Here is a 25,851-nt window from a genome sequence, read left to right on the forward strand (position 1 = left end):
TTGGTATGAGTAGTAAAGTTTCCATTTTAGGGCTCAAATTGCCCACTGATCCACGTTGGGTTGACCTCGCTTCTATTTCCTTAGAGTTCATTCTCAGTGATCATGCTTTCTGTGAACAAAAGGCTGCAACGTCGTGCATTTCCTTAATTCAAGCATACCCTGAAAGAGAAGAACTGGTGTTTGCCCTTGCTCCTATTGTTACAGAAGAGTGGGGCCATTTTAGGCAAGTATTGGCCGAAATGAAGAAACGTGGATTCCAACTCGGCCGTCAACGTAAAGATATTTATGTAAATGAACTTCTCAAGCATCGCATCAAAGGCGGGCACCGGGAAGATTTTTTACTCGATCAATTACTCATTTTCGCCCTCATTGAAGCCCGTAGCTGCGAACGTTTCCGTTTATTGAGTGAAGGTTTAGAAGATGAATATTTACGCGAATTCTACCGCAAATTCATGATATCCGAAGCTGGTCACTACCGCCTGTTTATCGATCTTGCTAACAAATATTTACCAGGAGATAAAGTGCGTGATCGCTGGCAATACTGGTTAAAAGTAGAAGCCGAAATCCTCAACAGTATGGAAATTCGTGGCGACCGTATGCACTAAAATTGAAATCCAATATTGATATACCCTTTAAAAATACCGGATTTATCCCCGTACATCAAGGTAGCTTCTAAAGGTCCAAAACGCGACGAGTAACCAACCGACATGCCATAACCACTTAAAAATTTATAGTTTGTGTTTTGGTTATTCGTCGTGAAATCATACACTGCCACTCCAACACGCGGTGTTAAAAATAAATTATTCACTACCTCGTATTGTAAAGCTAACTGGGTAGTAGCAGCACTTGATGATATCACTTCTCCATCTACATAACCCACTAATGGTAATTGCGTTCTTGTATTCTGCGTGATCCCACCCAGCCAATAATTATTGATAATCGATTCACTATAATTAAAGTTCATCCCAATCCCGGCATTCCAAATGGTGGTTAGTTTGCGGTTCAAAGGCAAATAATAAGTAAATCGGGAAAGCAATCGTTGGTAATTCTCATAATTTAAACCCACGCTATCAGAACTAATAACCGTACCTCCTGAACGAATCGTTAAATCGGCTCGCTGATCAAATATTTGGCCTGCTTCAACGGTAAAACTCATTCCCTTGGTAGGAAACATTACGCGATTTGTTGTATTGTAATTCATTTGGAGGTATGAATTCAACTGGGTAACATGTCCATTCAATTCCAAATGCTGCGAGATTTTGGGTTTTGCTCGTACATATTCATAACGTGTACCTAATGAAAACGACAAATTCCGCGATGGCATAAATTGAAAATGACCATCTGCAGCGCCGTACATGTATTTATACTCTTGTTGCGACCTAAAATCGTTATAAATCGTCAACGGGTTGTCTTCATAATGAATACCTAAGGCTATTCCCAAATTGCGCTTACGCCCTAAATATTTAAAATATTCGGCCGTGAGCCTAGGGTTTTCACTAATAGCCAACGTTACATATGCACGGCTATTCGGCACAATAAAGTTTCTTTGGGTAATATTTACGATCGCTGCAAAATCGGTGAAAGTATTATAGTTAAAGGCAAACTTTACATAGGTCAGGGGATTTTCATCTACCGTAATATCCATCCTATTTTGACCGGCACCGTCATGTACAAGGTTATAGGTGATTTGCTTATAGAAGCGAGTAGAATACACGTTCTGCACAGCTAGCCTTAGCTGGTCGGGTGTATAACAGCCCCCTTCCTTCAACCCCAACCTACTTCTAAAGAACTTTTCATTAGAGTGACGAAGACCCGTAATGCGAATAGATGTAATTTCTAAGTCCGCCGCCCACGGTAAACGGTTCTCTACGAATTGATAGGTAGGATCTAATGCTTTCAGGGAGTCTGCTAAATGTTTAAATACGGGGTACATTTGCCGGCCTTCTTCTTTTCCTGCTTCAATAATCTCCTCTACACTTCCAAAACTGGCAGCGGAATAGGCTTTTAGGGGCATATGAATATAGATATTGGTCAGTTTTCTCGCTTCGGTAAAATCATCGGCATCTTTATAAAATCCCAATTGGTAAATAATATCAATCGGCGTCACTAATTCATTCTCCGGCCGCAAACCGTTCGATACGTTGGAACCAATAATAATATCAGCCCCCATATCTTTTACCGTTTTAGTTGGGAAATTACGGACAACCCCACCGTCGACTAACTTCTTATTCCCTATCCGAACAGCCGTAAATACCGATGGTATGGCCATACTAGCCCGTATACTGGTTACAAGTTCCCCAGAGTCTAAAACCACGGCATTCCCCGTTGCAATATCCGTAGCCACGCATTTAAATGGTATGCTAAATTTTGAGAAGTCTTTTTGATCTTTCACCGGGTAAGCTAAGCGAGCTAATTCTAGCCACAATTGCTGCCCTACTATTACACCAGAGGCCAATTTGGGGCGACCGTATTCAAAAGGTAATTCTATTAAGTACTTACCGAATTCGCTTTTTTCTTCGATGGAGATTTCCGTTTTCAACGGCTGGCTGGAAAACAAGTTCGCCCAATCCATTTGGCGGGCAATCTGCTCTATACTATCACCACGGTAACCAATGGCATACATGGCACCTACAATGCTACCCATGCTTGTTCCCGTAATATAATCGATTTTTAACCCGGCGCTGTCAATCGCTTCCAATATCCCAATATGCGCCAATCCCTTCGCCCCACCACCACTCAAAGTAAGTCCAATCTTTGGCCTTGTATGGTGCTGCTGCGCATGCATTGGTTGATAAAACACGAACGCCAGGATGATGAGCAATAATTGTTTACGCATATCTAGTGGTTAACCACGAACAACAAAAAATGTTTATCTGTTTAAAGTTAATTGAATATTTAATCGAACGCTTTTAGAAAAGGCAAAAACTTTGTGAATCTGCTGAAAGAGCCTGTAGATGCGAAAAGAAAATTGTAATTCTTTTTTATTATCTTGATTGGCATCAATTCGCACCTATGCAAAATTCCACTTCGAAAAACATTTGGCAAGTCATTTTTGCCTCTTCCGCCGGTACCCTCATCGAATGGTACGATTTCTATATTTTCGGGAGCCTTTCATATATCATTGCTGAAAAGTTCTTCCCAAGCTCTAATCCAACACTGGCTTACATTGCCACGCTCGCTACTTTCGCAGTTGGCTTTATTGTACGCCCCTTTGGTTCTATCGTATTCGGTCGCCTAGGTGATATTGTTGGTCGTAAATACACGTTCCTATTAACGCTCCTGCTCATGGGTGGCTCTACATTCGCCATTGGCCTTGTTCCCAGTTATGCCACAATTGGGTACCTAGCACCTATACTGGTGCTTATACTCCGCCTACTTCAAGGCTTAGCTTTAGGGGGTGAATATGGCGGGGCCGCTACTTATGTGGCAGAACATGCTCCTACTGAACGCCGGGGGTATTTCACCAGTTTTATTCAAACGACGGCTACGTTGGGGTTGTTCCTCTCCTTGGGTGTTATTTTGATCACGAATCTTAGTATGCGACCAGAGAATTTTTATGAATGGGGTTGGCGTATTCCTTTCCTAGTATCGGTTTTTCTTGTTATTACATCGTATTACATTCGTATTAAACTGGAAGAATCGCCACTATTCAAAGAGTTAAAAGCGGCCGGTAAAACGTCTAAAAATCCTTTAAAAGAAAGCTTTGGAAAGAAGGAAAACCTTCGCATGGTGCTCTTGGCACTTTTTGGTGCTACTATGGGGCAAGGCGTTGTTTGGTATACAGGCCAATTCTACGCCCTTTCTTTTTTACAGAATACGATGCATATCAGCTTATCCCAATCTAGTATTATCATTGCGATAGCACTATTCATGGCCACTCCTTTATTCATATATTTTGGTCATTTATCCGACAAAATTGGGCGAAAAAAGATCATCCTCAGCGGTATGATTCTCGCCGCCCTGGCCTATTACCCAATTTATAAGGCGATGGATAAAACGGTCGATTTATCGAATAAAACAGAGATTACCGAGGCCTATGTTGTTGAACGTACACAAAGTAAAAACAGTGATGGCATTACTTTGGAGCGGGTGGCACATCAACATACTTACAATGATGGCACCAAGCAGAAAGATATTTTCATCACGCATAAAACAGGTGATGTGCAGGAGAAAACAGAGAAGAAGGTAGAGTTCACCGTGCCTCCTAAAACAGCGGCATGGCTAATTTTCCTTGTTTTTATTCAAGTAGTTTTTGTAACAATGGCCTATGGGCCGATCTGTGCTTTCTTGGTGGAAATGTTCCCAACGCGTATTAGGTATACTTCTATGTCGCTACCCTACCACATCGGGAATGGCGTTTTCGGCGGCCTCATGCCTATTATTGCCGTATCACTCGTTAGCAAGTATGGCAACCATTATGTAGGCTTGATTTACCCAATTGCTATCGCCATCATTTGCGCGGTGATTGGTGCTTTGTTTATAAAAGAAAAGCCTGTAAAAGATTTGAGTATTGATGAATGATGCGTGCTTAGCAACATTTAGAAGATAACAAACCCCTTCCCCATTTATACCGTGGAAGGGGTTTGTTATTTAACGACCTTCAAAATAGGCCAATTCTTGTGCTAATGGCAAGTTGGGATGTTCTTGTTGTAAAATACGCACTTTTTGTGCATACTGTTGTAAGAACTGTTGATGCCCGGGCGATTGAGGATTAAATGGGCGGTGATGATAAGCGCGAACAATATCGGCTATTTTGGATTGCAGTGCTTGGGAAGCCGGTGAAATACAAGCTTCGCTGAACTTTTCCCATACGTATTTGATGGCTAGCTCGTTGGGATGTACTAAGTCTTCTTTATAAAACCTATAATCACGCAAATCGTCTATCACAAGTTCATATGCCGGGAAATAATGCAAGCGGTTGAATTTATTAACCAAATGATGTACTGCTTGCAATAAAATAGCTTTACTCAAATTGTTTTCAGCTACGCCATCGCGGATATAACGAACAGGACTTACCGTAAATAATATATTCACTTTCTTATTCAAGAAAAATAAACGGTGCATCATATTATCAAGCCCAGTCACCACTTCTTCCAACGTTAATAACCGTTTGTAGAAGTGTTGATTACTTACTTTATGACAGTTGCCAACAATTTTGTTATTCTCCTTTAATGCATACACATAAGCCGAACCCAAGGTAATAACCAACCAATCGATGTGCTTTAATCGATCAATGGCGGCATTTTGAGATGCATTGATTTGGGCGAGTACTTGTGCTTGGTCGGTTCCAGAAAAGCGGCTATGGTGTTGCCAGCTATGGTAAATATCTTCATGCAAAAACAAATCCGTTTCGGTGTATTGTTTGTTGTCCATATAACTGTTCATCGCCTCTACAATAGAAGTTGGATTGAACAAGATACCATGAGGGTTTTGCAATACATCGTATTTGTGCTGCGCTAACATTTGCCCCATTTCTTCTGCAAAGCACGAGCCGAGCAGCAAAATTTGATCGCTATGCTGGAACGCTGGAGAAAGCGTATCCAGGGGGAAAGTCATCCTAAAATTCATAATTATCAATCTTTCCGCTTACACAAAAATTTGCGCTGCAAGCAATGCCGATGCCGAAAATGCTTGCTCATCGATTAATAACGGCACTTGCTTTTCTTTACTATAGAATAACAAGTTTTCCGTGGCAATATTACCAACAAGCTCATCCTTCGCCATTGGGCAGCCGCCAAAACCTTTGATAGTACTATCAAAACGGCGACAACCTTCTGCATAAGCTGCATCAATCTTCTCATACCACGCACTTGGCGTGGAATGGAAATGCGCGCCAAATTCTACGTTTTTGTAAGCGGGAATAAGGTGAGAAAAGAGATAGTGTATATCCTTGGGTTGCGCAACACCCACAGTATCTGCCAATGAAATAACTTGTATATCCAACTTTACCAGTTCATCTACCCACTTCATAGCGATAGCAGCATCGTATGGATCGCCATACGGGTTACCAAATCCCATGGATATATACACTACAAGCTGTTTTCTATTTTTTAAGCACAGCTCTTGTATAGCGGCTACTTCTTCCAAAGAAGCAGCGATCGTTTTATTGGTGTTACGTAATTGAAATGTTTCTGAAATAGAAAACGGGAATCCTAAGTAGCTAATTTCCTCGAACTCCACCGCGCTTAACGCACCGCGTAAATTCGCTACGATAGCCAGTAACTTACTGCCGCCCGCCGGTATTTCTAATCCTTTCAATACGTCTACCGTATCTGCCATTTGCGGAATCGCTTTCGGGGAAACGAAACTGCCAAAATCAATCGTATCAAAACCAACACGCAATAAGCTGTTGATATACGCAATCTTATCTGCTGTACTAATAGCATGGTGCCAGCCTTGCATGGCATCACGCGGACATTCGACGAGTTTAAGCATAGCCAATTTATTTTGCCTGTATATGGATGAATTATGCAAATAGCCGATCTTCCTTACGCTCCTAATTCTCTATGTTTCATTGCTTCGTACAAAATAATACCCGCAGCAACGGATACATTCAACGATTCGAAACTATTCTTCATCGGGATATTGAAATGTACATCCGCTGCCTTTAATAAAGCCGGGAATACACCTTTATCTTCAGAACCCATAATAATCGCTACCGGTTCTTTCCAATCGCATTCGAATATTTTTGTTTTAGCTTCCATTTCACTCGCGTACACCTTAATACCATTCAAATGCAAGGTATCGATCGCTTTTAACAAGCTATTTACGCGGCAAATAGAGATTTTCTCTAAAGCACCTGCTGAAGATTTCAATGCTTCTTCGTTCAATGCTGCGATTCCTTTATCCGGGATAATGATGGCCTGGGCACCGCAACATACGGCACTTCTAGCAATTGCACCAATATTACGAACATCGGTAATACCATCTAAAATGAGGAACAACGGCGTTTCGCCGGCATCTACAACGTGGGAAATCACGTCTTGTAATTCCAAGTAGGCTACTTTAGCCGTAACAGCTACCACGCCTTGGTGGTTAGCTTGGGTAAGACTATTCAATTTTTCCACGGGAACTAAATTCACCGGGATTTTATGATCGTGTGCGAGTTGTTTTACTTGGGCAATAATATCGCCGGTGGCGGTACGTTGCAAGAAAATTCTTTCAATCGCTTTTCCTCCTTTGATAGCCTCAATAAGCGGTTGACGGCCGATAATAAGGGCCGATTGCTTCGGCTTTGGAGGCGATTGCTTGAAAGACGATTGCTTGAAATTCCTGTTAGGTTTAAAATGCTGATTCATTGCTGCAAAGATAACCGATCCTTCCGTAGCAACCAGCGATTAGGACAGAATCGTTCAAATGCAATACCAGCTTATATTACAACTCGTTTTCGAGCTGCATTAAACGGATTTTTAAAATAGCTGCCACCGACATAGAATCGGTGATTTGATGATTTTTCACCATTTCATAGGCCGTTTCAAAGGGTACTTTTTTTGTATATAATTGCTCCGTTTCTTCTGGCTCGGCTTCGTGCTGACTGAGATTTTGGGCTAGGTAAACAATGGAGGCTTCGTCGGAAACGGAATTAGAAAGATGCATGTGTATAATTGGGCGCCAGCTTTGTGCTACCAGTCCTGTTTCCTCTAAAAGCTCTCGTTTTGCACCTTCCAAAGGATCTTCCCCTATTGCACCGCCTCCCTCAGGAATTTCCCAGCTAAACTGTTCCAGTGGGAATCGAAATTGTCCAACTAAATAAGTATTCATCTGTTCGTCTAATGCAATAACGCCAATCGCCAAGTTCTTGAAATGAACAGTTCCGTAGATACCGTTACCTCCACTAGGATTTATAACCTGGTGTTCTGTTACTTTAATCCACTTGTTATCGTACTTAATATCGCTGGATAATACCTGCCATGGGTTTTGTTCATGCTGTTCCATGTCACAAATTTAGTTAGCCGCGTAATAGGGAAAGATTTATTTTTTTATGCTTCTTTTTTGATGGTGTGGAAATAGGTAAAACAATGATCCTTTTCAAAATCATTATCCTCGTATAGCTTTTGAGCTGTTGTATTGGTTGTGTCGGTTTGAAGCATAATCCATTTAGCTTGCTGTTCCGCACCCAATGCTTTCGCCATGTCTAATAATGCCTTTCCTACACCACGTTTTCTACAATCAGCATCAACATATAAATCGTTCAACAACCAAGCCTTTCCCATACTTACAGAAGAAAAAATAGGGTACAACTGTGTGAAACCAGCTGCTTTTCCATCGATAAACGCTAGGTATATTTTACTATCTCCATTTTGCAAACGCTCGCGGACAAAGGCTTCCGCACCGGTTATATCGCTAGGTTGTTTGTAGAATACACGGTACGCATTGAATAATGGAACAATGTGCTGCAAATCATTGATATCAGCTAGTTTGATGTTCATGTATGGCAAATATTTGTCGTAAATGATGTTGTAAATGATCCAAATAATCCGTAGCTACAAAAGATAAACTTACGGCAGGGTAACTACCAATTACTACTTGGTGTTCGAGAGCTTTGGTGGGAATAGATTGAATGGCGCGCGCCACTTTCTTATTCACTAACACCCAAGTATCTACCAGCTCTTGCCAATCTTGTGCTTGGTATTGTTGGTTTTCCACCCAAAAATTTTGGTCGTATGCCGCCACTTCCACTTTCTCATGTACCTGCCCGCGAATAAATCTTGGCAAATTGTTCATGGCAGAATCTGTGAGATGACCGATTAACTCTTTGCTACTCCATTTATTGGGAGCCGGTTTGCGAGCTGCCTGTTCTTCAGAGAGCTGGCTTAATTGGATGGCGGCTGCTTGTACAACTTGCAAAAGCGCATCGGCTGTATGTTGCAGCGGCATGGGCTGAAGATTTAGTTCCATTTTTATATTACTTCTTTCATAATGATTATTCCCTAAAGGCACCGATTTAAACCCCAATTTCTCATACATCCTAATCGCCGGTGCCAATACGGTATTTGAAAATAACGACATTTTCTTATATCCAGCCTTCCTGGCTATGTCAATTACGGATACAGCCAACATCTTCCCTATTCTCTGTCCTTGGTACGCCTCATCCATCGCTAATTTCGACATCTTTACCTCTTCTTCGTTCTCCACCAATAATGATACCGTGCCCACAATTTGATCGTCTAAAGCAGCAAAGAATATTTTGCCACCTTGGCCAATTACATATTGACCGGGATTATTGAACACCTCTATATCCATTGCTTCTAAGTAAAAATACTTCTCTATCCATGCCTTGTTCAACCGGGCAAAATGGGATGCATATTGCGGGTGATAGGGCAGTAATCGTACATTATTCGGCCAATTGTCCATATTGCTTATTCTTTTTGTATGCATTATTCACGAGGTAAACGCCCACTAATGTGACTAAGCACGAAATGGCAACTACCATATTCAATTTCTCTTGCAAGATTATAAACCCTAGCAATACGGCAACAATAGGATTTACATAGGCGTAAATCGCTACTTGCGATGGTGGCAAGCTATTTAAAGCGTAGATATATGCTGAATAAGACAACAACGAGCCTACAAATATCAAGTATAATATACTACCCACCAATCGTGGCTCTTGCAAATGGCTCCATTGCAACGTTTCGCCCATACAAAACGAAATAATCAACATCACAACCCCACTGAAAAACATCTGGAAGCCCGCTCCATATAATGGATTAATGCCTAATGCCCACTTCGCCGTTAACACGCTACCAAAGGCCCAAAACATAGAACCCATAATTAGCAAAAGGATGCCGAAACGAAATTCTGGTTTCATTAAATCCACTAAATAATCGTAGAAAATACCGCCTACTCCTATAAATCCAATCAACATACCAATAATAACCTGCGCAGTAATCTTCGATTTGCTAACTATAAAATAGCTGAATATTGTTATCCAAATAGGCACTGTTGCCGCGATTATAGCACCTAAGCCACTAGGGACGTATTTCATGGCCCAAGTCATTAAGCCATTACTACCGCACAACATAATCACGCCAATAATAAACAGCTTCGATAACATCGCGCGGGGCGGAATTTTTTGTCCTTTAATAAAAAAGAACCCGGTTAATAATACACCTGCCATTGATTGACGTAAACCTGCCAACAATAAGCCATGCATGTATTCTACACCGATATGAGAAGCTAAATAAGTGGTTCCCCAAAAGAAACTCACAACAATTAATGCCACGTAGGCATTTACACTAGGTTTTTTCATGTAGTTAAAAGCAAAAATCGTGATGATAAATTATAGGTTCTTCAGCATGTGGAAGCCGAGGATCACAAATCCCTCGCGGAAATAGAACCTATGTGCGTCTTTGTTAACAACGTAAGCGTCTAACATGATGCACTTACAGGATTCGGCCTTGGCCTTTTCTTCCATCCAATGACAAAGTATTTTACCAATGCCTTGCGATCGGTATGATGGTAACACGATTACGTTATCCATTTCTAAATACTTGCCCGAATAGATTTTCGTGCCAATCCAATAGCCACTCAAACCAATGATTTCCTTTCGTTCGTTGAGCACGGCCACCTGTTTATAATCGTGCTGTAGCATGTGCACGAGCATTTCTTCATAATCCGCTTGCGAGAGGTGCGGATTCAACAATTGTAATAACGGGTAATTTGCTGCCAGTTCTTCGAAAGTGACCAATTCTTTCAAAGTAAATACCGGCGCGGTAGTTAGGCTCATCTGTATATGTTTTAATGCGTATTCGAAATAGATCGGCCACGAGTAGATACCCATCGCGTTTACCTAATATCAACCTTGACGCATGTACAGAAATACATGATCAACTAGTTTTTGCATACACTTCATGCAAAGCATGCATCACGATATCTAGATCTTGCTGGGTGGTTCGCCAATTGACGAAAGCTGCCCGCATAGCAGGTTTACCTGCAAATTCTGTAGCTGTAATGAATACCTTACCTTCTTTATTAAGTGTTTGCAAGAATATCTTGACGGTTTTCGAAAGCTCGCCGCGTGTATTTTTAAGGGTAAAACACACCGTGTTGAGATGTACCGGCGATAACAATTCGAACTGTTCGCTTTCTTGGATCTGTTTGCCCATGGCTTTTGCCAAATCAACATTATTCTCCACGATATGCGCATAGCCACTTTTGCCGTATGCCATTAACGAAAACCAGGCCGGTAAAGCGCGTAAACGTCGCGAGTTCTCTGGTCCGTAGTTCGTATAGCTGAATTGTTTCGACGGGTCGCCCAAATAAGCGGCGCCAATATTTTTGAAGATTTGTAGTTGTAAAGAAGGGTGTTTGGAAAAGATCAATGCACTATCATATGGTACATTCATCCATTTATGCGCATCAACGGTAATACTATCCACCGATTCCCAGCCTTTTAATAAGTGCTTGAAACGATCGCTACAGGCAGCAAAGCCACCGAAAGCTGCATCCAGGTGTATATAAATATTATGATGCTTTTTCAATGCTACAAGCGCTTGAATATCATCAAAATCGGCCGTATTTACAGTAGCAGCACTAGCCGCAATAATGTAAGCTTTAGCCGGATGTTGTTGAATATATTCCGAAAGGGCTTGTACATCGATGGCTTCACGGTTCGGAAGCGTTGGGATTTGAACAAAGGAGTTACGTCCTAAGCCCAACATCGACAAAGATTTCACAGCACTACTATGCGGCTTGCAACTAATTATTTTAACCGGGGGCGCACTGTGTAAACCATCATCACTAATGTTTACACCATGTTGTTCTCCCCACCATTCGCGTGCCACAGCTAACCCTGTAAAATTTGCCATGGTAGCTCCACTAACAAAAGCACCTGTAAATGCCGGTGGCAACCCGAATAATTCTTGCAAAAACGATATAGTTTGCTGTTCAATCGACATAGATGGTGCTTCCATAGAAGAACCATTCATATCTATAACACTCGTTAACCAGTCGCCCATTAAAGCGGCAGGCGTGGTACCTCCCGTAACGAACCCCAAGTAGCGAGCACCCGCATTCCCACTAATATAAGCGCCGTATTGCTGTAAAAATGCTTCGAATACCTTCGCCGCACCGGCTCCTTCTACCGGCAAATGCATTCCTTTCTCTACGGGCATAGCAATATGCACCGGCAAAGATTCAAGCTTTTGCAAGTATTGGGCACACCAGTTCTTTGTAACTGTTAATAATTCGTCGAATTGATCATGATCGTGCTGGAGGGTCGTATTCATTTTCTTGGCGATTTGGGTGATTGAGGTACAAATCTCAACATATTTCGCACAAAAAAACAGATGCAGTTTTAACTATTTTGACCATATCAGATGGCAACTGCTTTGTAAATGTTATAACATTATTTGCTAGAACAATAATTGTTGACCATACTTGATTTTCTTCTCATGTTCCAATAACCATTGCTTCCTCCATACGCCACCAGCGAAGCCCACTAACTGCCCACTGGCACCAATTACACGGTGGCAAGGCACTACAATAGCAATCGTATTTCTACCATTGGCCGTACCTACTGCGCGGATGCTTTTAGGATTACCAAGGTTAAGAGCTTCTTGCATATAAGTGATTGTTCTGCCGTAAGGGATTTTCCTTAACTCTTCCCAAACAGACAGCTGGAATGGTGTACCCGATTGTTCGAGCGGTACCGTAAATGTTTGCAAGGTGCCTTCAAAATAGTGCCCCAATTCAGCTATCATAGCTTGCAGAATTGGATGGGTGGTAGTAGTAGGTTGTAATGCAGGATCATCTTCAAATTGAAGTGTTGTAACGGCGCGATCATTCGCCCAAATCGACAAAATGCCAACCGGTGATTGAACATACACATGAGCTAAATCGGCTTCCATCTATTGTTGTACTAATTTATTGTTGGGGTGATGTAATAACTTAAACATCGTAAAGATATGATGCGACTCGTGCAAAATAAACAACTCTGTCCATTCCAACAACGACATCGACCCATATACATGATGTGTACCCATTCTTTCTCCTTCCGAAGGCGACAGCGAAGCCACCAAGTCAATTACCTGCTCGCGTTCCTTCATTAAAATGGGTAACAAGCGTTCTAATGGGTAATGACAATATTCTAAGAAATTCTTATCTGTATCGCCACTCCATGGTTTGAAAGTGGGATTGGGTTGCATCAAAATTTGTTGCATCCTCTCCAAGTAAACGGGTTGATAGCTGACGAGATGGGCAAAGTTTTCATAAACAGACCATTTATTGGGATCGACACGGTTTTGTAATAGTTCCGCTGGGTATTTATATAAGCGATCCTGTAAAATGAGATGTTGGGTTTGTAACCTTGATTGAAAAGAATAATGAAGCATAGTAAACGGGTTTAGCTTAGAATATCAAAAAAGCATCGTTCAAGAACGAAAGTAAATTTTTCTCTGAGCCTGAACAAACAGATTATAAAATACTATCTTTATACCAGTACAGATGGATAAATGCATGCGCATCCATAAAATTACAGGAAGCCTACCTACACCAGGTTTCAGTGAAAAACTAAACTTAGCATCGCTCGTTTTGCTAGGTTATTCACTATAAGCGGGTTTCAATATCTTAAAAATATTAATACAATGGCCGAACACCTTTATATACAAGTTGCAGAACGGATTGAACAGTTAATAGAGAAAGAAGTGATCAAAATTGGCGCTAAGCTTCCTTCCGTACGCACACTCAGCAAAGAAAACGGCATTAGTATTAGCACTGCCTTCCAAGCATATTACCACCTAGAGAATAAAGGCCTTATTGAACCACGCCCTAAATCGGGCTACTATGTGAAGTTTTCAAGTAAACGCTTGCTTGACGTGCCTAAACCTTGCAAGCCGATGAAAAAGGCGAGCGAAGTCAGTACCAGTGAAATGATCGTAGAGGTATTTCATAACATGACCTCAGAAGACATTGTGCGTTTCTCCGTAGCCGCACCGCCAGATATATTGCTACCGGGCGCAAAGCTAACCAAAGCTATGATGCACGCGATGCGTACCACTCCTAATGCAGGTGCCAACTACGAAAGCCTTCAAGGCAACCACAATCTCCGTTTGCAAATTGCACGGCAATCGATTAACTGGGGTGGCGCCATTTCTGAGGATGATATCATTATTACCTCAGGATGTATGGATGCCCTTACTTTATGCTTATCGGCTACTACCCAACCCGGCGATGTAATCGCTTTGGAAAGCCCTGCCTACTGTGGTGCTTTCCAGCTTGCAGAAAGCTTAGGGTTGAAAGTACTCGAAATCCCCACCCACCCAAAGCACGGGGTTGACATAGAGTACCTCGACAAAGCAATTCCCAAATTCAAAATCAAAGCCTGCATTTTCGTACCCAACTTCAATAATCCCCTCGGCGCACAAATGCCCGATGAAAATAAAAAAGCGCTCGTAGACATTATCAACAAATACGACATAGCACTTATTGAAGACGATATTTACGGCGATCTCTACTTTGGGAAACACAGGCCCATTAACTGTAAAAGTTTCGATAAAAACGGCAATGTATTACTCTGTAACTCCTTTTCGAAATCCATTGCGCCCGGTTACCGTGTCGGATGGACTGTTCCCGGGAAGTATTATGATAAAGTACTCAGGTTAAAACTTAACCATAGCATTGCTACGGCTACTTTACCACAAGCTGCTATCGGCTATTTCTTGGAAAATGGAAGGTACGAACACCATTTGCGCAATATGCGTAAAGCTTTGCACACGCAATGTTTACGCTACCAACAAGCGATTTATGAATATTTTCCGGAAGACACTTGTATTACGCGTCCTGCCGGGGGCTTCGTTTTATGGGCTGAACTTAACCCCGCGGTGAATACATTCGAACTATATGAAGCGGCTCTAAAACGTAAAATCAGTTTGGCGCCAGGTAGAATATTCAGTTTACAAGACCGGTATAACAACTGTATGCGCTTAAGTTTCGGGCAGCCGTTTAACAAACGCATCAACGATTCGTTAAAAACTTTAGGCAAACTTATCCAGCAATCACTTTAAACTGTTTTCCGGTAATTTAATACGGCTACGGTGTTCATGGCTATTGCAAATAATACCATTACACCAAAGAACCACTGCACCTGCGCCCAGCCACTTCCTTTTAGTAATACCATTCTAATTACTTTCACGAAGTACATAAGCGGGTTAAAAAGCGTCATCTTTTGCGCCCAACCCGGCATGCTTTCAATCGGTGTAAAAAGCCCGCTCATCAATATAAAAATCACCATGAAAAACCATGATATAAACATGGCTTGTTGCTGTGTTTCTGTGAAGGTGGAAATAAGTAAGCCCAAACCCAACATCACCCATAAGTAAATGCCCGAAAACAAGAACAGCAAGCCTATACTTCCCAAGAAAGGAATATCAAACACGATCTTTCCTACCATCAATCCTACCGCCATTTCTAATAACCCAATTAACCAAAAGGGCAATAACTTACCAATAATGAAGTGTGATTTACGAATGGGCGTTACATTCAATTGTTCAATTGTTCCTATTTCTTTCTCTTTCACAATGTTCATCCCTGAAAGGAAAGCTCCGATCATGGTCACAAGCACTACCAACAAACCCGGCACCATAAAAATGCGGTAGTTCATGCCTTGGTTATACCAATTGCTGAAGGTAATCTCAAAATGCGCAGGTCCATCCTTAGGATCTAAAGCAAACCATTCTGTGCGTATTTCATTGTTGAATTGTTGTATGATCACATTCGCATATCCATTCGCTAATCCAGCTTTTGTACCATTAATGGCGTTTACAAGTAATTGGATACTCGATTCATCATGTTTAATCAAATCGCGTTCGAAATGACGGGGAATTACCATCACAAGGTCGGCCCTATCCGATGCCAGTTCTTCATAAGCTTCATCAGCATTCATGCTTTGGTAAGCCAAGCGAAAATAACCGGAAGCCACCATCTTTTGTGATAAACGTTTTGAATAGGGCGACAAATCCTGGTCAACAATCGCAATATTCATGTTCTTAATCTCGTAGTTAGCAGCAAAGGAAAGGATCAGCAATTGCACAATAGGCATCACCGTAATAATGGGCAACATCGCCTTGTTACGGAATATTTGGAGGAACTCCTTTTGCAATAAGTAAAGTATCGTGCGCATTAGCTCAACCGTATTTTAAACTTACGAATACTAATCACTTGTAAAACCAAGGTCATGCCCAATAATATCACCGTTGGCTTCCAAACATCCATTAGCCCACCACCTTTGAGCATAATCGTTTTTAGGATGATGATAAACCATTTAGCTGGTAATATATTCGCGATGATTTGTAATGGCAAAGGCATACTTTCAATAGGAAACACAAAGCCCGATAACAACATGGTTGGCATCATTAATCCCACCATGGAAATCATCATCGCAGTTTGCTGCGATTCCGTGATGCTAGATATTAAGATCCCAATCGATAAAGCCGTTAAAACGAACAAGCCACATTCTGCCAACAACAAAAAGAGGTTACCTTTAATAGGCATATCGAATATGAATACCCCCATGACCAATATGATGATAGCATTGATAAACGCCAACATGATATAAGGCACTACTTTCCCAACAATGATTAATCCCGGTTTTAGTGGCGACACTAATAATATTTCCATCGTACCCAACTCCTTTTCACGGGTAATCGCAATGGAAGTCATCATGGCGGATACTAGCATGAGAATTAAAGTCATTACCCCCGGCACAAACATATACACGCTTTTTAAAGCCGGGTTGTATTGTAACCGGTAATCGGTACTGATGGTAAGTGGTAGTTTTTCTTCCTTGGTAATATCTTTTTGGTATTGATTGATGATGCTAGACGCGTAATTCTCTAGGGTAGTAGCCGTATTGGGATCAGTTGCGTCGGCCAATAATTGAATAGTAGATTTTCTTTCGTGGAAGAAAGTTTTACCAAATTGTGGCGGAATCACAATCACTATTTTCACGTCGCCTTCTTCGAAGGTTTTTGCTATTTCGTTGGGAGATTGTAAGTTTTTAACGCGGTGAAAGTATGCGGAATGATCGAAGCGTTGAAGTAAACGGGTGCTATAATAATCGTTCGATTGATCAAGTACAGCGAACTTTGCTTCGTGGATTTCGTTGGTGATAGCAAACCCAAAAAGGATAATTTGCACGATTGGCATACCGAATAATATCAACAACGTACGCCTGTCGCGGAAAATGTGGTAAAACTCTTTCTTCAAAAACTGTAGGAACTGTTTCATATCCCAATTGTTCGTTTTTTACGTTAACTACTGGTTCGCCTCTCTTGCTAATTTCAAAAACACATCATTCATAGTGGCCGCGCCAAAGGTAGTTTTCAAGGCGGCAGGGGTATCCAATGCTTTGATTTTCCCATCCACCATAATCGATACCCGGTCGCAATACTCCGCTTCATCCATATAATGCGTAGTAACAAACACCGTCACGCCCGCATGCGCAGCCTCGTATATCAAATCCCAAAATTGGCGACGAGTAATTGGATCAACGCCTCCTGTAGGCTCGTCTAAAAACACGATGGCTGGGTTGTGAATAATGGCAATAGAAAAGGACAATTTCTGCTTCCACCCCAATGGTAACGAACCAACAAGGCTCTTCGCTTCTTTCTCTAATGCCAACTTTGCTAACAACTCGGCAGTAGCAGTTTTAATGGCCGACCTTGTTAACCCATAAATGCCGCCATAAAAGCGGATATTCTCCGATACGGTTAAATCTTCATACAAAGAAAACCGCTGGCTCATGTAGCCTATATTTAGTTTAATCGACTCGGTTTGTGTATACACATCATAACCCGCTACCGTAGCCTTTCCACTACTGGGTTTCAACAAACCACATAACATGCGCATAGCCGTTGTTTTACCGGCGCCGTTTGCGCCTAAAAACCCAAATATCTCGCCTTTCTTCACTTGGAAGGTGATATTATTCGTAGCTATGAAATCGCCGAATTTCTTTGTTAATCCATCTGTTGTAATCGCGTAAGCTGCTTCCATTGCCTTAATTTTTCATTAAGTACATAAAACAATCTTCAATCCCGGGCTGAATACGTTCCATAGTAAGACCAGGATTTTTTTCTTTCAAATAAGTAGCTAAAGCTTCTTCTTGCGCAGTTCCATTCGTTAAGGTAATATGCAAACTATCACCGAATGCATAGCACGACTGGGTATCTTCAAATGCCCGCGCTGTACTGATTAATTGGTACATATTATCGGCACGAATGGCCCACATCGGTTGCGCAAATGAATCTACGACGCCTTTGGGGGTGTTGATCTGCAATAATTGTCCATTCTGCATTAAAGCCACCTGGTCGCACAAGTTTGCTTCATCCATGTAAGGTGTGCTAACCAATATAGCAATGCCCTTACTTTTCAAGCGTTGTAACATCTCCCAAAACTCCTTCCGGGAAACAGGATCTACCCCGGTAGTAGGTTCATCTAAAAACAGTACCTCCGGTTTATGTACCAAGGCGCAACACAGGGCTAGCTTTTGCTTCATACCACCCGATAACTTACCAGCCGGTCGTTTTTTAAATGGTTCAATTTGCACGTATATATCGCGTATGAGATCGTAGTTTTCTTTTATGGAAGTGTTGAAGATAGTGGCAAAGAATTTTAAATTCTCTTCCACCGTTAAATCCTGGTACAGCGAAAATCGGCCGGGCATATACCCCACTTCTCTACGAATCAACTTATAATCCTTCACCACATCACGCCCATTCACAAAAGCCTTCCCCGTATCTGCCAATAACAAGGTAGTTAATACACGGAACAGGGTAGTTTTACCCGCTCCATCTGGCCCAATCAATCCAAACAGCTCTCCAGCTTTCACTTCAAAAGAAATATCTTTTAAAGCTTCAACAGATTTATACTGCTTGGAAATATGTTGCACTACAATCGGGTTCATATGCACTATTTAAAAATGATTTCACCCGGCATGCCGAGTTTCAATTGGCCCTCCTTGTTCTCCACACTCACTTTCATGGCGTATACCAATTGCGTTCTTTCTTCCACGGTTTGAATAACCTTTGGCGTGAACTCGGCTTCCGAAGCAATCCAAGTAATAGTACCTGGCAGTTCTATAAAGCTTCCTTTCGTAGTACCGTCTATTCTTACCGTTACTTGTTGCCCAATTTTCACGCTAGGTAACTGCCTTGCCGAGATATACACACGCAACAACATCTTCTGCAAATCGGCAATTTTATACAAGGCCTTTCCATAATTCACCACTTCACCTTTTTCCGCGTATTTTACTAACACAGTTCCACGGGCAGGATTGACAATACGCGATTGCGATAATTGGTCGTTAACCTGCGCTACTTGCGCTTCAATTGGTTGTGTTTCATTTTGCAAGCCGGAAATTTGCGTATTCAACGTTGACTGTAACGAAGCATATTGCTTTTGCAACACCGCTACAGCCGCGTTTATATCATCCATTTGCTTTTGAGTAGCCGCATTTGCTTTAAACATGGATGCAATACGTGCCTGTTCCTTTTGCTGGGCTAATATTTGCTGGCGTACAACTTCTAATTGCGGGTTCGCTTCCGGTTGCTTACTTAGCACTGCTTTGATATTTGCGCGGAGCTGGGTTTTCTTGAGCGACAATTGCGTAGAATCAATACCCCCTACTACAACACCCTCTTTCAATTGATCACCTTCTTCTACATCCAGCTGCATAATTTTCCCTGTAGCCTCTGCCGATACTACTATTTCCGTAGCCTCGAAATTGCCATAGGCAGCTACCTCGGTATTTTTCTGCTTGCATGCCGCGAGTAGCAACAGTCCCAGTAGTATTTTATTGGTATGCATAGATTAATTGCCTTTTGTGATTTGGTAATTGATTTGCGCGTAAATCCACTGTATTTCGTGGGTTTTATATTGAATTTTCGCTTGTGTTTCGTTGTATAAATCTGTTAGGTAGTCGTGCACAGTTATGGCACCATTATCGAGTTGATTAGCACTTACATTCTTTACTTTCGTTCGTAACGAAACAATCGATGCATCACGTTGAATGGCAGCTGCGTAGTTATTAATCTCCGCTTGTTGTTGTAGTAATTGGCTACGCGTTGTTAATTCGAATGTTTCGGTTTGTTTCTGCACATTTTTCTCTTGCAATGCAATCACTTGCCGATCGTTCCTTTGTGCATGCCAATTCCAAAAGTTCCAATTCAGTCGTAAGCCGGTGAAGTAAAACATCTTAAACTCATTATCCAACATATTCAATCCCGGTCTGCCTACACCACCTTGAAAAAAAGCACTCAGCTTTGGCATATTCCGTGTAGCCGTTAACTTATCTTGTACCTGCAATGCTTCGGTTTGTAATGAAAACAAGCGCATTTCCGGGCGGTTGTTTACCACTAAATCTTCGGAAACTTGCGGCGAGGGTTTCTCTAAACGCACCCCTTCACTAATTTCCATACCTGTTAGTAACCGTAATATTTTAATAGCAGTGGATTTACCTGTATTCGCTTCAAACAATTGCTGTTCCGATTTCAATAACTCTGCCTTCAGTAAATCGACATTACTTTCCAGTATAGCCCCGTTTTGCACACCTACACTCATCTTCTCGATCCGCTGCTTCATCTCGGCTACCAGTTGTTCGCTGGCTTGTATATGCTCGCTCCATAGCAAGGCATTAAAGTAAGTTTGGGTAACTTGTTGCTTTACTTGTAACTGGTTTAATTCCAACTTCTGCTGCTCTACCAATTGTTGTGCTTGCTGCACCTTTTGGGTTTGCTTATTGGTGCCACCATCGTAAATCAATTGCTTTACATCTATCGTGGCGCGGTATTGGTCTTTTGGAATGAGGCCGAAAGTGAAATTGGGAAGTTCGATGGGAATGCGCGTTACCTCGCTTTGGTAAGTGGCCTGTGCATTCAATTCTAGTTGGGGGAGATAGCTGTTCCGGGTATTCTTCAATTGCAAAGCAGTTATGCTTTCAATAATTTGTTGCTGCTGCAAATACGGAAAATGCTCCCGGGCCTGCTGCTGGCAAGCTTGTAAAGTAAGCGTAGAATCCCTTTGTGCATGCAGCTGCCCATAACAAAGCAACAACAAGCAGAAGATGTTCTTCATCGTTAACTGTTTTATTTAACTATTTGGTTAATTCACTGCCAAAAAATTTTAAATCGCTAGGGCCGCATTAATAAACTTCACTACAGAACGCTTTCTTTCCTCTAACAATACCTTGTATGCTACATCATCCTTTCTTAACACACCTTGTATTAAAGGCTTAGCCACAAAGGGGAATACACACATGGCCAACACGTTAATTAACAACTGCTCCGGTTCTATTTTCGCGATTTTCTTTTGTTTAATTTCCTTATTGACTTCGTCGAGGAACAATTGGATATTAGGGAAATTGGGCTTCGCCATGAACCGCTTCACAATCCTGTCGGAATGCTGCGACATCTCATGTAATACAAATAAAGGCAGATAAGGGTTGTCGCTCAATGTAGTAATATACATATCTACAATCACGGCAATCTTGTCTGTAATAGATCCTTGCGCCTCGAATACCGTATTAATACGCAACATAAGCTTGTCTACCGCCTCGTCGAATATAATGTCGAATAGTTTATCCTTACTACGGTAGTAGTAATGCAACATGGCCTTATTTATCCCCGCCTCGTCAGCAATTTCTTGCATCCGCGCACCATTATAGCCGCGCGTTGTAAACACTTTTCTTGCCGCGTTAATAATTAGTTCTTCTGTTGAAACCTCTTCTTTCATTATTAACTATTAAATTTAACCATTTGGTTAACGATACAAATGTAGGACCTCCATTTCATTTCAACAAGAAAAAATTCTCCTGTTAGAAACAAACACTTCATGGTCAATAAAAAACATTTTTTACATCAAAGGAGAGAGTAATCGCGCCAAGGCTTCCAAGATACGGTTCCAACGGCTCCGTTTGCTCCATTCAGCATAGGTTAGCTCGGTACTATGGAGCATATCCACTAAAAATGCATCTGTTAACTGCTGATTCACCTGGGTATCATACACAAAGGCATTCACTTCGAAGTTCAAATCAAAACTACGTACATCAATATTCGCTGTGCCAACAATTGACAAGTTATTGTCTACAATCATCGATTTTGCATGTACAAACCCGTCCTGGTAACGGAAAATACGCACACCACAATACAGCAATTCCTCGAAGTAAGATTCCGCTGCCTTATTCACCACCTTCGAATCACTCAATCCCGGCACCATCAATCGCACATCTTTTCCCGCTAAAGCCGCCTCCATCATAGCATTATAAATCGATTCGTTGGGAATAAAATACGGTGTTGTAATAAACACGCTCTTCTCCGATTGGTTAATGGCCGCCAAGTTCGACAGCATGATCGACGACCGCTTACTATCCGGCCCACTGGCCGCAATTTGCACCAAGGCCTCGCCCTTGCACTCCGGGATATCTGCAAAATACTGGTGTGTAATTGGCAAATCGTAATCTGCACAGAAATTCCAATCCGCCATAAATATAAATTGCAACGTATGCACACTCAGCCCGTGTACATACAAATGCGTATCTCGCCAAAATGGCCACGATTGCTTGGCTGTTCCTTCACGGTACTTATCTGCATTAATGTACCTGTCCGACACGTTAATACCCCCGACAAAACCCTTATTACCATCCACCACCACAATCTTGCGGTGATTCCTATAATTTAAACGGTTAGCCAAAAACCGGATACGGTAAAAAGGATACACCTCTACCCCTGCCTTGCGCATCTCCCGCAGAAACCGGCGGTTAATATCCCCGCTGCCAAAATCATCATAAATAAACCGTACCTCTATACCATCCCGGGCTTTCTGCTTCAACACTTCCATAATCTCACGCCCAATCACGTCCTCCTCGAAAATATAGTACTCGAAATGAATATGGTGTTTAGCACCTTTCAACACTTCTAATAAAAGTGGAAATTTCTCCTCACCGTTGATCAATAGCTTCACTTCGTTGCGCATCGACACGGGCGATAATATATCCCTAAATAACATCCGGGCTATACTGGATTTATTACCTATCAGCTCCGCATTTTCTAGCAAAGCCTCGCGCGATTCTTGTCGTAAATACTCTTGTACCCGGGCCGAAAGCCGAAGATTACCTGCCCACTTCTTGGAATAGATCTTATTAATGCGCGGGTTTACCCCAACCGTTAAGTAGATAATAATACCCACACCCGGCAAAAAGAACAGCAGTAAAAGATACGCCATAGCCTTGCCCGTAGATCGTGTTTCCAGCAAAGCTTTTAATGCCACACCGAAAGTAATAAGATAGACAACGGAGATGCCAATGCTTTCCCAATGTGCTAAAAAGAATTGCCATGCTTCGTGAAGAAATTGCATCTGGTTTATTGAATTATGCTATAAATATAACGTACTAACAATTAATGTACCTAAGGGTTGATAGCTTGTACGACAAAAAATCGTTTATACACATAAAAAAAGAGGCTTTCGCCTCTTTCCTTAATTCACTTCAATCTCATCTACCATTAACCAAGCTTTTGCCCCAGCCCCGTATTCCCCGGGTGGCACAATCCCTTTATTCTGCAAGATCACCTTCAAGTACCTTGCTTTTACCGGTGTAAAGCTTTGTGTATGGTATAAATTCGTTTCCTCCACCTTTCCTGTTATTGGTGTAAAGTTTTGCCCATCGTCCGATACAAAGTATTGCACCTCGGTGGGTCGCCACATTCTTTGCCAATGGTAATCCAAAAAGCTCGTTTTCACTTGGCGGATGGATTGTGATTTCTCAAAATCAATCACCGCCTCCATATTATCACCACTAAAACCACACCACTGGCCATCGTTGTAACGGTGACTACCCCTTACCCCGTTCACTAACACGCTTGCATCTGCCGCATAATTCCCTTTGGGTGCATTCTTCAAAGTAACCTTTTTACCAATTGCCTTGTGCATGGTAAACTGCTGCGTATACGTACGATGGAATGTTTTACCATTCACTGTTTGCGTCGCCGTTACTTCACCGCTTTTTGTAATGGTAATAGGTGATGAATACTTCTTCGTTATACCATGGGTGGTATATTGAATGGTTTTGTTATCGAGGGAAGAACTAAGCGCCAGCTGCAATCCTTTAGAAGGGTTGTATTGTACTTTGCCTATCAACTCATCATCTACATCTGCATAGTGCACGCCTAACTTGGTTAATACTTGTTTATGTGCTTGCCAACGGCGATGGAAGTCGTTGTAATCTTTACTATTTACGGGTTGCCAAGCTACTTCTGCAAATGCTAGCATTCTTGGGTAATACATGTATTGTGCATGTGCAGGAGTAGATAAATACTCGCTCCATGTATTGGCTTGAATGCCTATAATGTATGGAAGCGCCTCTGCCGGTGTATTCGCGGGTATAGGTTCATAATCATACACTTTCTTTAAATAAGTATACCCAGCAGCTGCTACGGGTTCTTGCAACGAGGTAGATTGGTAATAATCGAAATACAATATGCTTTCCGGGGAAAGTATAACATCGTGCTTTTGTAAAGCAGCCTCAATCCCAATATGGTCGCCATTCCACGCCATCACCGTAGCATTGGGTGTAAGGCCCCCTTCTACAATCTCGTCCCAGCCTATTAAGCGCTTACCTTTCGCATTGACAAATTTCTCCATCCTGCGCACAAAATAACTCTGTAAAGCATGCGCATCTGCTAAGTGTTCACGCTGCATACGTTGTTTACATTTCGGGCAATTATTCCAGCGCACTTTCGGGCACTCATCTCCACCAATATGTATATATTGGCCCGGGAATAATGGAATTACTTCGTCTAATACGTTCTCCAAGAAAGTAAACGTGCTATCATTCCCTGCGCAAAACACATCATCAAAAATACCCCAGAATTGGGCTGTTTTGTACGGTCCACCTGTACAACCTAAATACGGGTAAGCCGCTAAGGCAGCAGAAGCATGCCCCGGCATTTCTATTTCCGGGATAACAGCCACGTAACGCTCCGTTGCATAGGCAATCACCTCTTTCACTTGCTCCTGGGTGTAATAACCACCATAACGTTTGCCATCGAACCGGTGCGGCGATTCCTTCTTGTGCCCAATAATGGTTTGATCTCTATAGGCTGCCACGTTCTGTAATTGGGGGTAGCGCTTAATTTCAATACGCCAGCCTTGGTCGTCGGTCAAATGCCAATGGAACGTATTGATTTTATAAAAAGCCAATAAATCGATGTATTGTTTCAAAAATGCTACACTAAACATATGCCTACTCACGTCTACCATCGAACCGCGGTAAGCAAACCTAGGCGCATCCTTAATTTCACAAGCCTTAATACCACCCGGTTGTGTCATCATCAACTGGATCAATGTTTGTGCACCATAAAACACACCTGTGTCGCTACTGGCTGCAATCACTACTTCATGTGGCTTTACGGTCAAATGGTAAGCTTCTCCGCCCTTTACAGTAGCATCTTTAACAAATGTGATTTTTGCACTTGGCAAGCTGGCGGTACTACTTTTTTCTAAGGCTTGTTTTAACAACCTAGCCGATCGTTGGAAACTGGCATCCTGGTAATCGATTACCGCACGGGAGTTCAGCACACAGGTGCCTTGCAAAGCGGTGTACTGGTTCACTTTAGGAATAATAGCGTTTTGTGCAACAGCATATTTCCCGAACATCAATAAAAAAACTACAACAACTATGTTCCGCATAAGCGTGGATTAAAATGGAAAAAGTTGACGAATATGTTGCTTAAAAATACAAAACAAAAACTGCGAAACACAATTTGCGTGTTTCGCAGTTTTTTGCTCGTGTTACAGGAGGCAAGGGAGGGCAAGTAAGCACCGCTTAGGCAAGATATTCAGCTATGATTCTTGCGAGAAGTG

Annotated in this window: 24 protein-coding genes; 3 read left to right on the top strand and 21 right to left on the bottom strand. The window is 41.9% G+C overall.

All coding sequences use genetic code 11. The features are described 5' to 3' along the window. The first annotated feature begins 5 nt into the window (after nucleotides 1-5). Nucleotides 6-605: a tRNA-(ms[2]io[6]A)-hydroxylase gene (gene miaE / locus LX64_RS07565; protein ID WP_111596989.1), complete on the top strand. Its 600-nt coding sequence runs from the start codon at nucleotides 6-8 to the stop codon at nucleotides 603-605. Here the strand turns inward: miaE and LX64_RS07570 are convergent. Next, the gene (locus tag LX64_RS07570) at nucleotides 602-2,836 is read right to left on the bottom strand and encodes a patatin-like phospholipase family protein (RefSeq protein WP_111596990.1); all 2,235 of its coding nucleotides are present in this window, start codon (nucleotides 2,834-2,836) and stop codon (nucleotides 602-604) included. The two genes, miaE and LX64_RS07570, sit on opposite strands and share 4 nt — an antisense overlap. Nucleotides 2,837-3,012: 176 nt before the next feature. Here LX64_RS07570 and LX64_RS07575 point away from each other — a divergent pair, with 176 nt between their 5' ends. Then, nucleotides 3,013-4,521 carry an MFS transporter gene (locus LX64_RS07575; RefSeq protein ID WP_111596991.1) on the top strand — a complete coding sequence of 503 codons (1,509 nt, stop codon included), beginning with the start codon at nucleotides 3,013-3,015 and terminating at the stop codon, nucleotides 4,519-4,521. Between the two features lie 69 nt (nucleotides 4,522-4,590). Here LX64_RS07575 and LX64_RS07580 read toward each other — a convergent pair whose 3' ends face one another. From LX64_RS07580 to LX64_RS07630, 11 genes are all read right to left on the bottom strand, one after another. Continuing rightward, complete coding sequence (locus tag LX64_RS07580) at nucleotides 4,591-5,568, bottom strand: GSCFA domain-containing protein (protein ID WP_245952584.1); 978 nt, start codon at nucleotides 5,566-5,568, stop codon at nucleotides 4,591-4,593. Between the two features lie 18 nt (nucleotides 5,569-5,586). Further along, nucleotides 5,587-6,435 (bottom strand): hydroxymethylglutaryl-CoA lyase, encoded by an 849-nt coding sequence (locus LX64_RS07585; RefSeq protein ID WP_111596992.1) that lies wholly within the window; start codon nucleotides 6,433-6,435, stop codon nucleotides 5,587-5,589. 53 nt (nucleotides 6,436-6,488) lie between these two features. Next, on the bottom strand, nucleotides 6,489-7,298 hold the full coding sequence (gene rlmB / locus LX64_RS07590; protein WP_111596993.1) for a 23S rRNA (guanosine(2251)-2'-O)-methyltransferase RlmB: 810 nt from the start codon (nucleotides 7,296-7,298) through the stop codon (nucleotides 6,489-6,491). 76 nt (nucleotides 7,299-7,374) lie between these two features. Continuing rightward, entirely contained in the window at nucleotides 7,375-7,935 is a 561-nt protein-coding gene (locus tag LX64_RS07595; protein ID WP_111596994.1) for an NUDIX domain-containing protein, read from the bottom strand. 44 nt (nucleotides 7,936-7,979) lie between these two features. Beyond that, nucleotides 7,980-8,429, bottom strand: coding sequence for a GNAT family N-acetyltransferase (locus LX64_RS07600; RefSeq protein ID WP_111596995.1), 450 nt, complete (start codon nucleotides 8,427-8,429; stop codon nucleotides 7,980-7,982). Continuing rightward, on the bottom strand, nucleotides 8,410-9,354 hold the full coding sequence (locus tag LX64_RS07605; protein ID WP_158538571.1) for a GNAT family N-acetyltransferase: 945 nt from the start codon (nucleotides 9,352-9,354) through the stop codon (nucleotides 8,410-8,412). The genes LX64_RS07600 and LX64_RS07605 overlap by 20 nt, the downstream gene beginning before the upstream one ends. After that, on the bottom strand, nucleotides 9,335-10,252 hold the full coding sequence (locus LX64_RS07610; protein WP_111596997.1) for an EamA family transporter: 918 nt from the start codon (nucleotides 10,250-10,252) through the stop codon (nucleotides 9,335-9,337). Before LX64_RS07610 ends, LX64_RS07605 begins: the two co-directional genes overlap by 20 nt. A 30-nt stretch (nucleotides 10,253-10,282) precedes the next feature. Continuing rightward, nucleotides 10,283-10,729, bottom strand: coding sequence for a GNAT family N-acetyltransferase (locus LX64_RS07615; RefSeq protein ID WP_158538572.1), 447 nt, complete (start codon nucleotides 10,727-10,729; stop codon nucleotides 10,283-10,285). 100 nt (nucleotides 10,730-10,829) lie between these two features. Then, nucleotides 10,830-12,230 carry a pyridoxal phosphate-dependent decarboxylase family protein gene (locus tag LX64_RS07620; protein ID WP_111596999.1) on the bottom strand — a complete coding sequence of 467 codons (1,401 nt, stop codon included), beginning with the start codon at nucleotides 12,228-12,230 and terminating at the stop codon, nucleotides 10,830-10,832. Nucleotides 12,231-12,356: 126 nt separating this feature from the next. Further along, a complete protein-coding gene (locus tag LX64_RS07625) occupies nucleotides 12,357-12,851 on the bottom strand; it encodes a methylated-DNA--[protein]-cysteine S-methyltransferase (RefSeq protein WP_111597000.1) in 495 nt (164 codons plus the stop codon). Beyond that, nucleotides 12,852-13,334: a DinB family protein gene (locus LX64_RS07630; RefSeq protein WP_111597001.1), complete on the bottom strand. Its 483-nt coding sequence runs from the start codon at nucleotides 13,332-13,334 to the stop codon at nucleotides 12,852-12,854. 252 nt (nucleotides 13,335-13,586) lie between these two features. On the opposite strand from LX64_RS07630, the gene LX64_RS07635 reads away from it, so the two are divergent. After that, nucleotides 13,587-15,005, top strand: coding sequence for an aminotransferase-like domain-containing protein (locus LX64_RS07635; RefSeq protein WP_170132809.1), 1,419 nt, complete (start codon nucleotides 13,587-13,589; stop codon nucleotides 15,003-15,005). On the opposite strand, the gene LX64_RS07640 is transcribed toward LX64_RS07635, so the two are convergent. The 9 genes from LX64_RS07640 to LX64_RS07680 form a co-directional block, all read right to left on the bottom strand. Further along, on the bottom strand, nucleotides 15,002-16,120 hold the full coding sequence (locus tag LX64_RS07640; RefSeq protein ID WP_111597003.1) for an ABC transporter permease: 1,119 nt from the start codon (nucleotides 16,118-16,120) through the stop codon (nucleotides 15,002-15,004). The genes LX64_RS07635 and LX64_RS07640 overlap by 4 nt on opposite strands. Beyond that, nucleotides 16,120-17,226, bottom strand: coding sequence for an ABC transporter permease (locus LX64_RS07645; protein ID WP_111597004.1), 1,107 nt, complete (start codon nucleotides 17,224-17,226; stop codon nucleotides 16,120-16,122). The genes LX64_RS07640 and LX64_RS07645 overlap by 1 nt, the downstream gene beginning before the upstream one ends. Nucleotides 17,227-17,253: 27 nt before the next feature. Continuing rightward, complete coding sequence (locus LX64_RS07650; RefSeq protein WP_111597005.1) at nucleotides 17,254-17,991, bottom strand: ABC transporter ATP-binding protein; 738 nt, start codon at nucleotides 17,989-17,991, stop codon at nucleotides 17,254-17,256. 4 nt (nucleotides 17,992-17,995) lie between these two features. Continuing rightward, nucleotides 17,996-18,901, bottom strand: a complete 906-nt coding sequence (locus LX64_RS07655; protein WP_111597006.1) for an ABC transporter ATP-binding protein — start codon at nucleotides 18,899-18,901, stop codon at nucleotides 17,996-17,998. A gap of 5 nt (nucleotides 18,902-18,906) precedes the next feature. Beyond that, nucleotides 18,907-19,803 carry an HlyD family secretion protein gene (locus tag LX64_RS07660; RefSeq protein ID WP_111597007.1) on the bottom strand — a complete coding sequence of 299 codons (897 nt, stop codon included), beginning with the start codon at nucleotides 19,801-19,803 and terminating at the stop codon, nucleotides 18,907-18,909. Between the two features lie 3 nt (nucleotides 19,804-19,806). After that, complete coding sequence (locus tag LX64_RS07665) at nucleotides 19,807-21,069, bottom strand: TolC family protein (RefSeq protein ID WP_111597008.1); 1,263 nt, start codon at nucleotides 21,067-21,069, stop codon at nucleotides 19,807-19,809. A 48-nt stretch (nucleotides 21,070-21,117) separates the two neighbouring features. Further along, a complete protein-coding gene (locus tag LX64_RS07670; RefSeq protein ID WP_111597009.1) occupies nucleotides 21,118-21,726 on the bottom strand; it encodes a TetR/AcrR family transcriptional regulator in 609 nt (202 codons plus the stop codon). Nucleotides 21,727-21,846: 120 nt separating this feature from the next. Continuing rightward, nucleotides 21,847-23,346: a cardiolipin synthase gene (gene cls / locus LX64_RS07675; RefSeq protein ID WP_111597010.1), complete on the bottom strand. Its 1,500-nt coding sequence runs from the start codon at nucleotides 23,344-23,346 to the stop codon at nucleotides 21,847-21,849. Between the two features lie 120 nt (nucleotides 23,347-23,466). Next, the gene (locus tag LX64_RS07680) at nucleotides 23,467-25,677 is read right to left on the bottom strand and encodes a glycoside hydrolase family 20 protein (RefSeq protein ID WP_111597011.1); all 2,211 of its coding nucleotides are present in this window, start codon (nucleotides 25,675-25,677) and stop codon (nucleotides 23,467-23,469) included. Nucleotides 25,678-25,851 lie beyond the last annotated feature (174 nt).

The sequence above is a fragment of the Chitinophaga skermanii genome (genome assembly GCF_003259335.1).
GTDB lineage: Bacteria > Bacteroidota > Bacteroidia > Chitinophagales > Chitinophagaceae > Chitinophaga > Chitinophaga skermanii.

Excerpts from the sequence above, each read along its gene's own strand:
- miaE (WP_111596989.1), top strand. The coding sequence starts at position 6 with ATGAGTAGTAAAGTTTCCATTTTAGGGCTCAAATTGCCCACTGATCCA.
- LX64_RS07570 (WP_111596990.1), bottom strand. The coding sequence starts at position 2,836 with ATGCGTAAACAATTATTGCTCATCATCCTGGCGTTCGTGTTTTATCAA.
- LX64_RS07575 (WP_111596991.1), top strand. The coding sequence starts at position 3,013 with ATGCAAAATTCCACTTCGAAAAACATTTGGCAAGTCATTTTTGCCTCT.
- LX64_RS07580 (WP_245952584.1), bottom strand. The coding sequence starts at position 5,568 with ATGAATTTTAGGATGACTTTCCCCCTGGATACGCTTTCTCCAGCGTTC.
- LX64_RS07585 (WP_111596992.1), bottom strand. The coding sequence starts at position 6,435 with ATGCTTAAACTCGTCGAATGTCCGCGTGATGCCATGCAAGGCTGGCAC.
- rlmB (WP_111596993.1), bottom strand. The coding sequence starts at position 7,298 with ATGAATCAGCATTTTAAACCTAACAGGAATTTCAAGCAATCGTCTTTC.
- LX64_RS07595 (WP_111596994.1), bottom strand. The coding sequence starts at position 7,935 with ATGGAACAGCATGAACAAAACCCATGGCAGGTATTATCCAGCGATATT.
- LX64_RS07600 (WP_111596995.1), bottom strand. The coding sequence starts at position 8,429 with ATGAACATCAAACTAGCTGATATCAATGATTTGCAGCACATTGTTCCA.
- LX64_RS07605 (WP_158538571.1), bottom strand. The coding sequence starts at position 9,354 with ATGGACAATTGGCCGAATAATGTACGATTACTGCCCTATCACCCGCAA.
- LX64_RS07610 (WP_111596997.1), bottom strand. The coding sequence starts at position 10,252 with ATGAAAAAACCTAGTGTAAATGCCTACGTGGCATTAATTGTTGTGAGT.
- LX64_RS07615 (WP_158538572.1), bottom strand. The coding sequence starts at position 10,729 with ATGAGCCTAACTACCGCGCCGGTATTTACTTTGAAAGAATTGGTCACT.
- LX64_RS07620 (WP_111596999.1), bottom strand. The coding sequence starts at position 12,230 with ATGAATACGACCCTCCAGCACGATCATGATCAATTCGACGAATTATTA.
- LX64_RS07625 (WP_111597000.1), bottom strand. The coding sequence starts at position 12,851 with ATGGAAGCCGATTTAGCTCATGTGTATGTTCAATCACCGGTTGGCATT.
- LX64_RS07630 (WP_111597001.1), bottom strand. The coding sequence starts at position 13,334 with ATGCTTCATTATTCTTTTCAATCAAGGTTACAAACCCAACATCTCATT.
- LX64_RS07635 (WP_170132809.1), top strand. The coding sequence starts at position 13,587 with ATGGCCGAACACCTTTATATACAAGTTGCAGAACGGATTGAACAGTTA.
- LX64_RS07640 (WP_111597003.1), bottom strand. The coding sequence starts at position 16,120 with ATGCGCACGATACTTTACTTATTGCAAAAGGAGTTCCTCCAAATATTC.
- LX64_RS07645 (WP_111597004.1), bottom strand. The coding sequence starts at position 17,226 with ATGAAACAGTTCCTACAGTTTTTGAAGAAAGAGTTTTACCACATTTTC.
- LX64_RS07650 (WP_111597005.1), bottom strand. The coding sequence starts at position 17,991 with ATGGAAGCAGCTTACGCGATTACAACAGATGGATTAACAAAGAAATTC.
- LX64_RS07655 (WP_111597006.1), bottom strand. The coding sequence starts at position 18,901 with ATGAACCCGATTGTAGTGCAACATATTTCCAAGCAGTATAAATCTGTT.
- LX64_RS07660 (WP_111597007.1), bottom strand. The coding sequence starts at position 19,803 with ATGCATACCAATAAAATACTACTGGGACTGTTGCTACTCGCGGCATGC.
- LX64_RS07665 (WP_111597008.1), bottom strand. The coding sequence starts at position 21,069 with ATGAAGAACATCTTCTGCTTGTTGTTGCTTTGTTATGGGCAGCTGCAT.
- LX64_RS07670 (WP_111597009.1), bottom strand. The coding sequence starts at position 21,726 with ATGAAAGAAGAGGTTTCAACAGAAGAACTAATTATTAACGCGGCAAGA.
- cls (WP_111597010.1), bottom strand. The coding sequence starts at position 23,346 with ATGCAATTTCTTCACGAAGCATGGCAATTCTTTTTAGCACATTGGGAA.
- LX64_RS07680 (WP_111597011.1), bottom strand. The coding sequence starts at position 25,677 with ATGCGGAACATAGTTGTTGTAGTTTTTTTATTGATGTTCGGGAAATAT.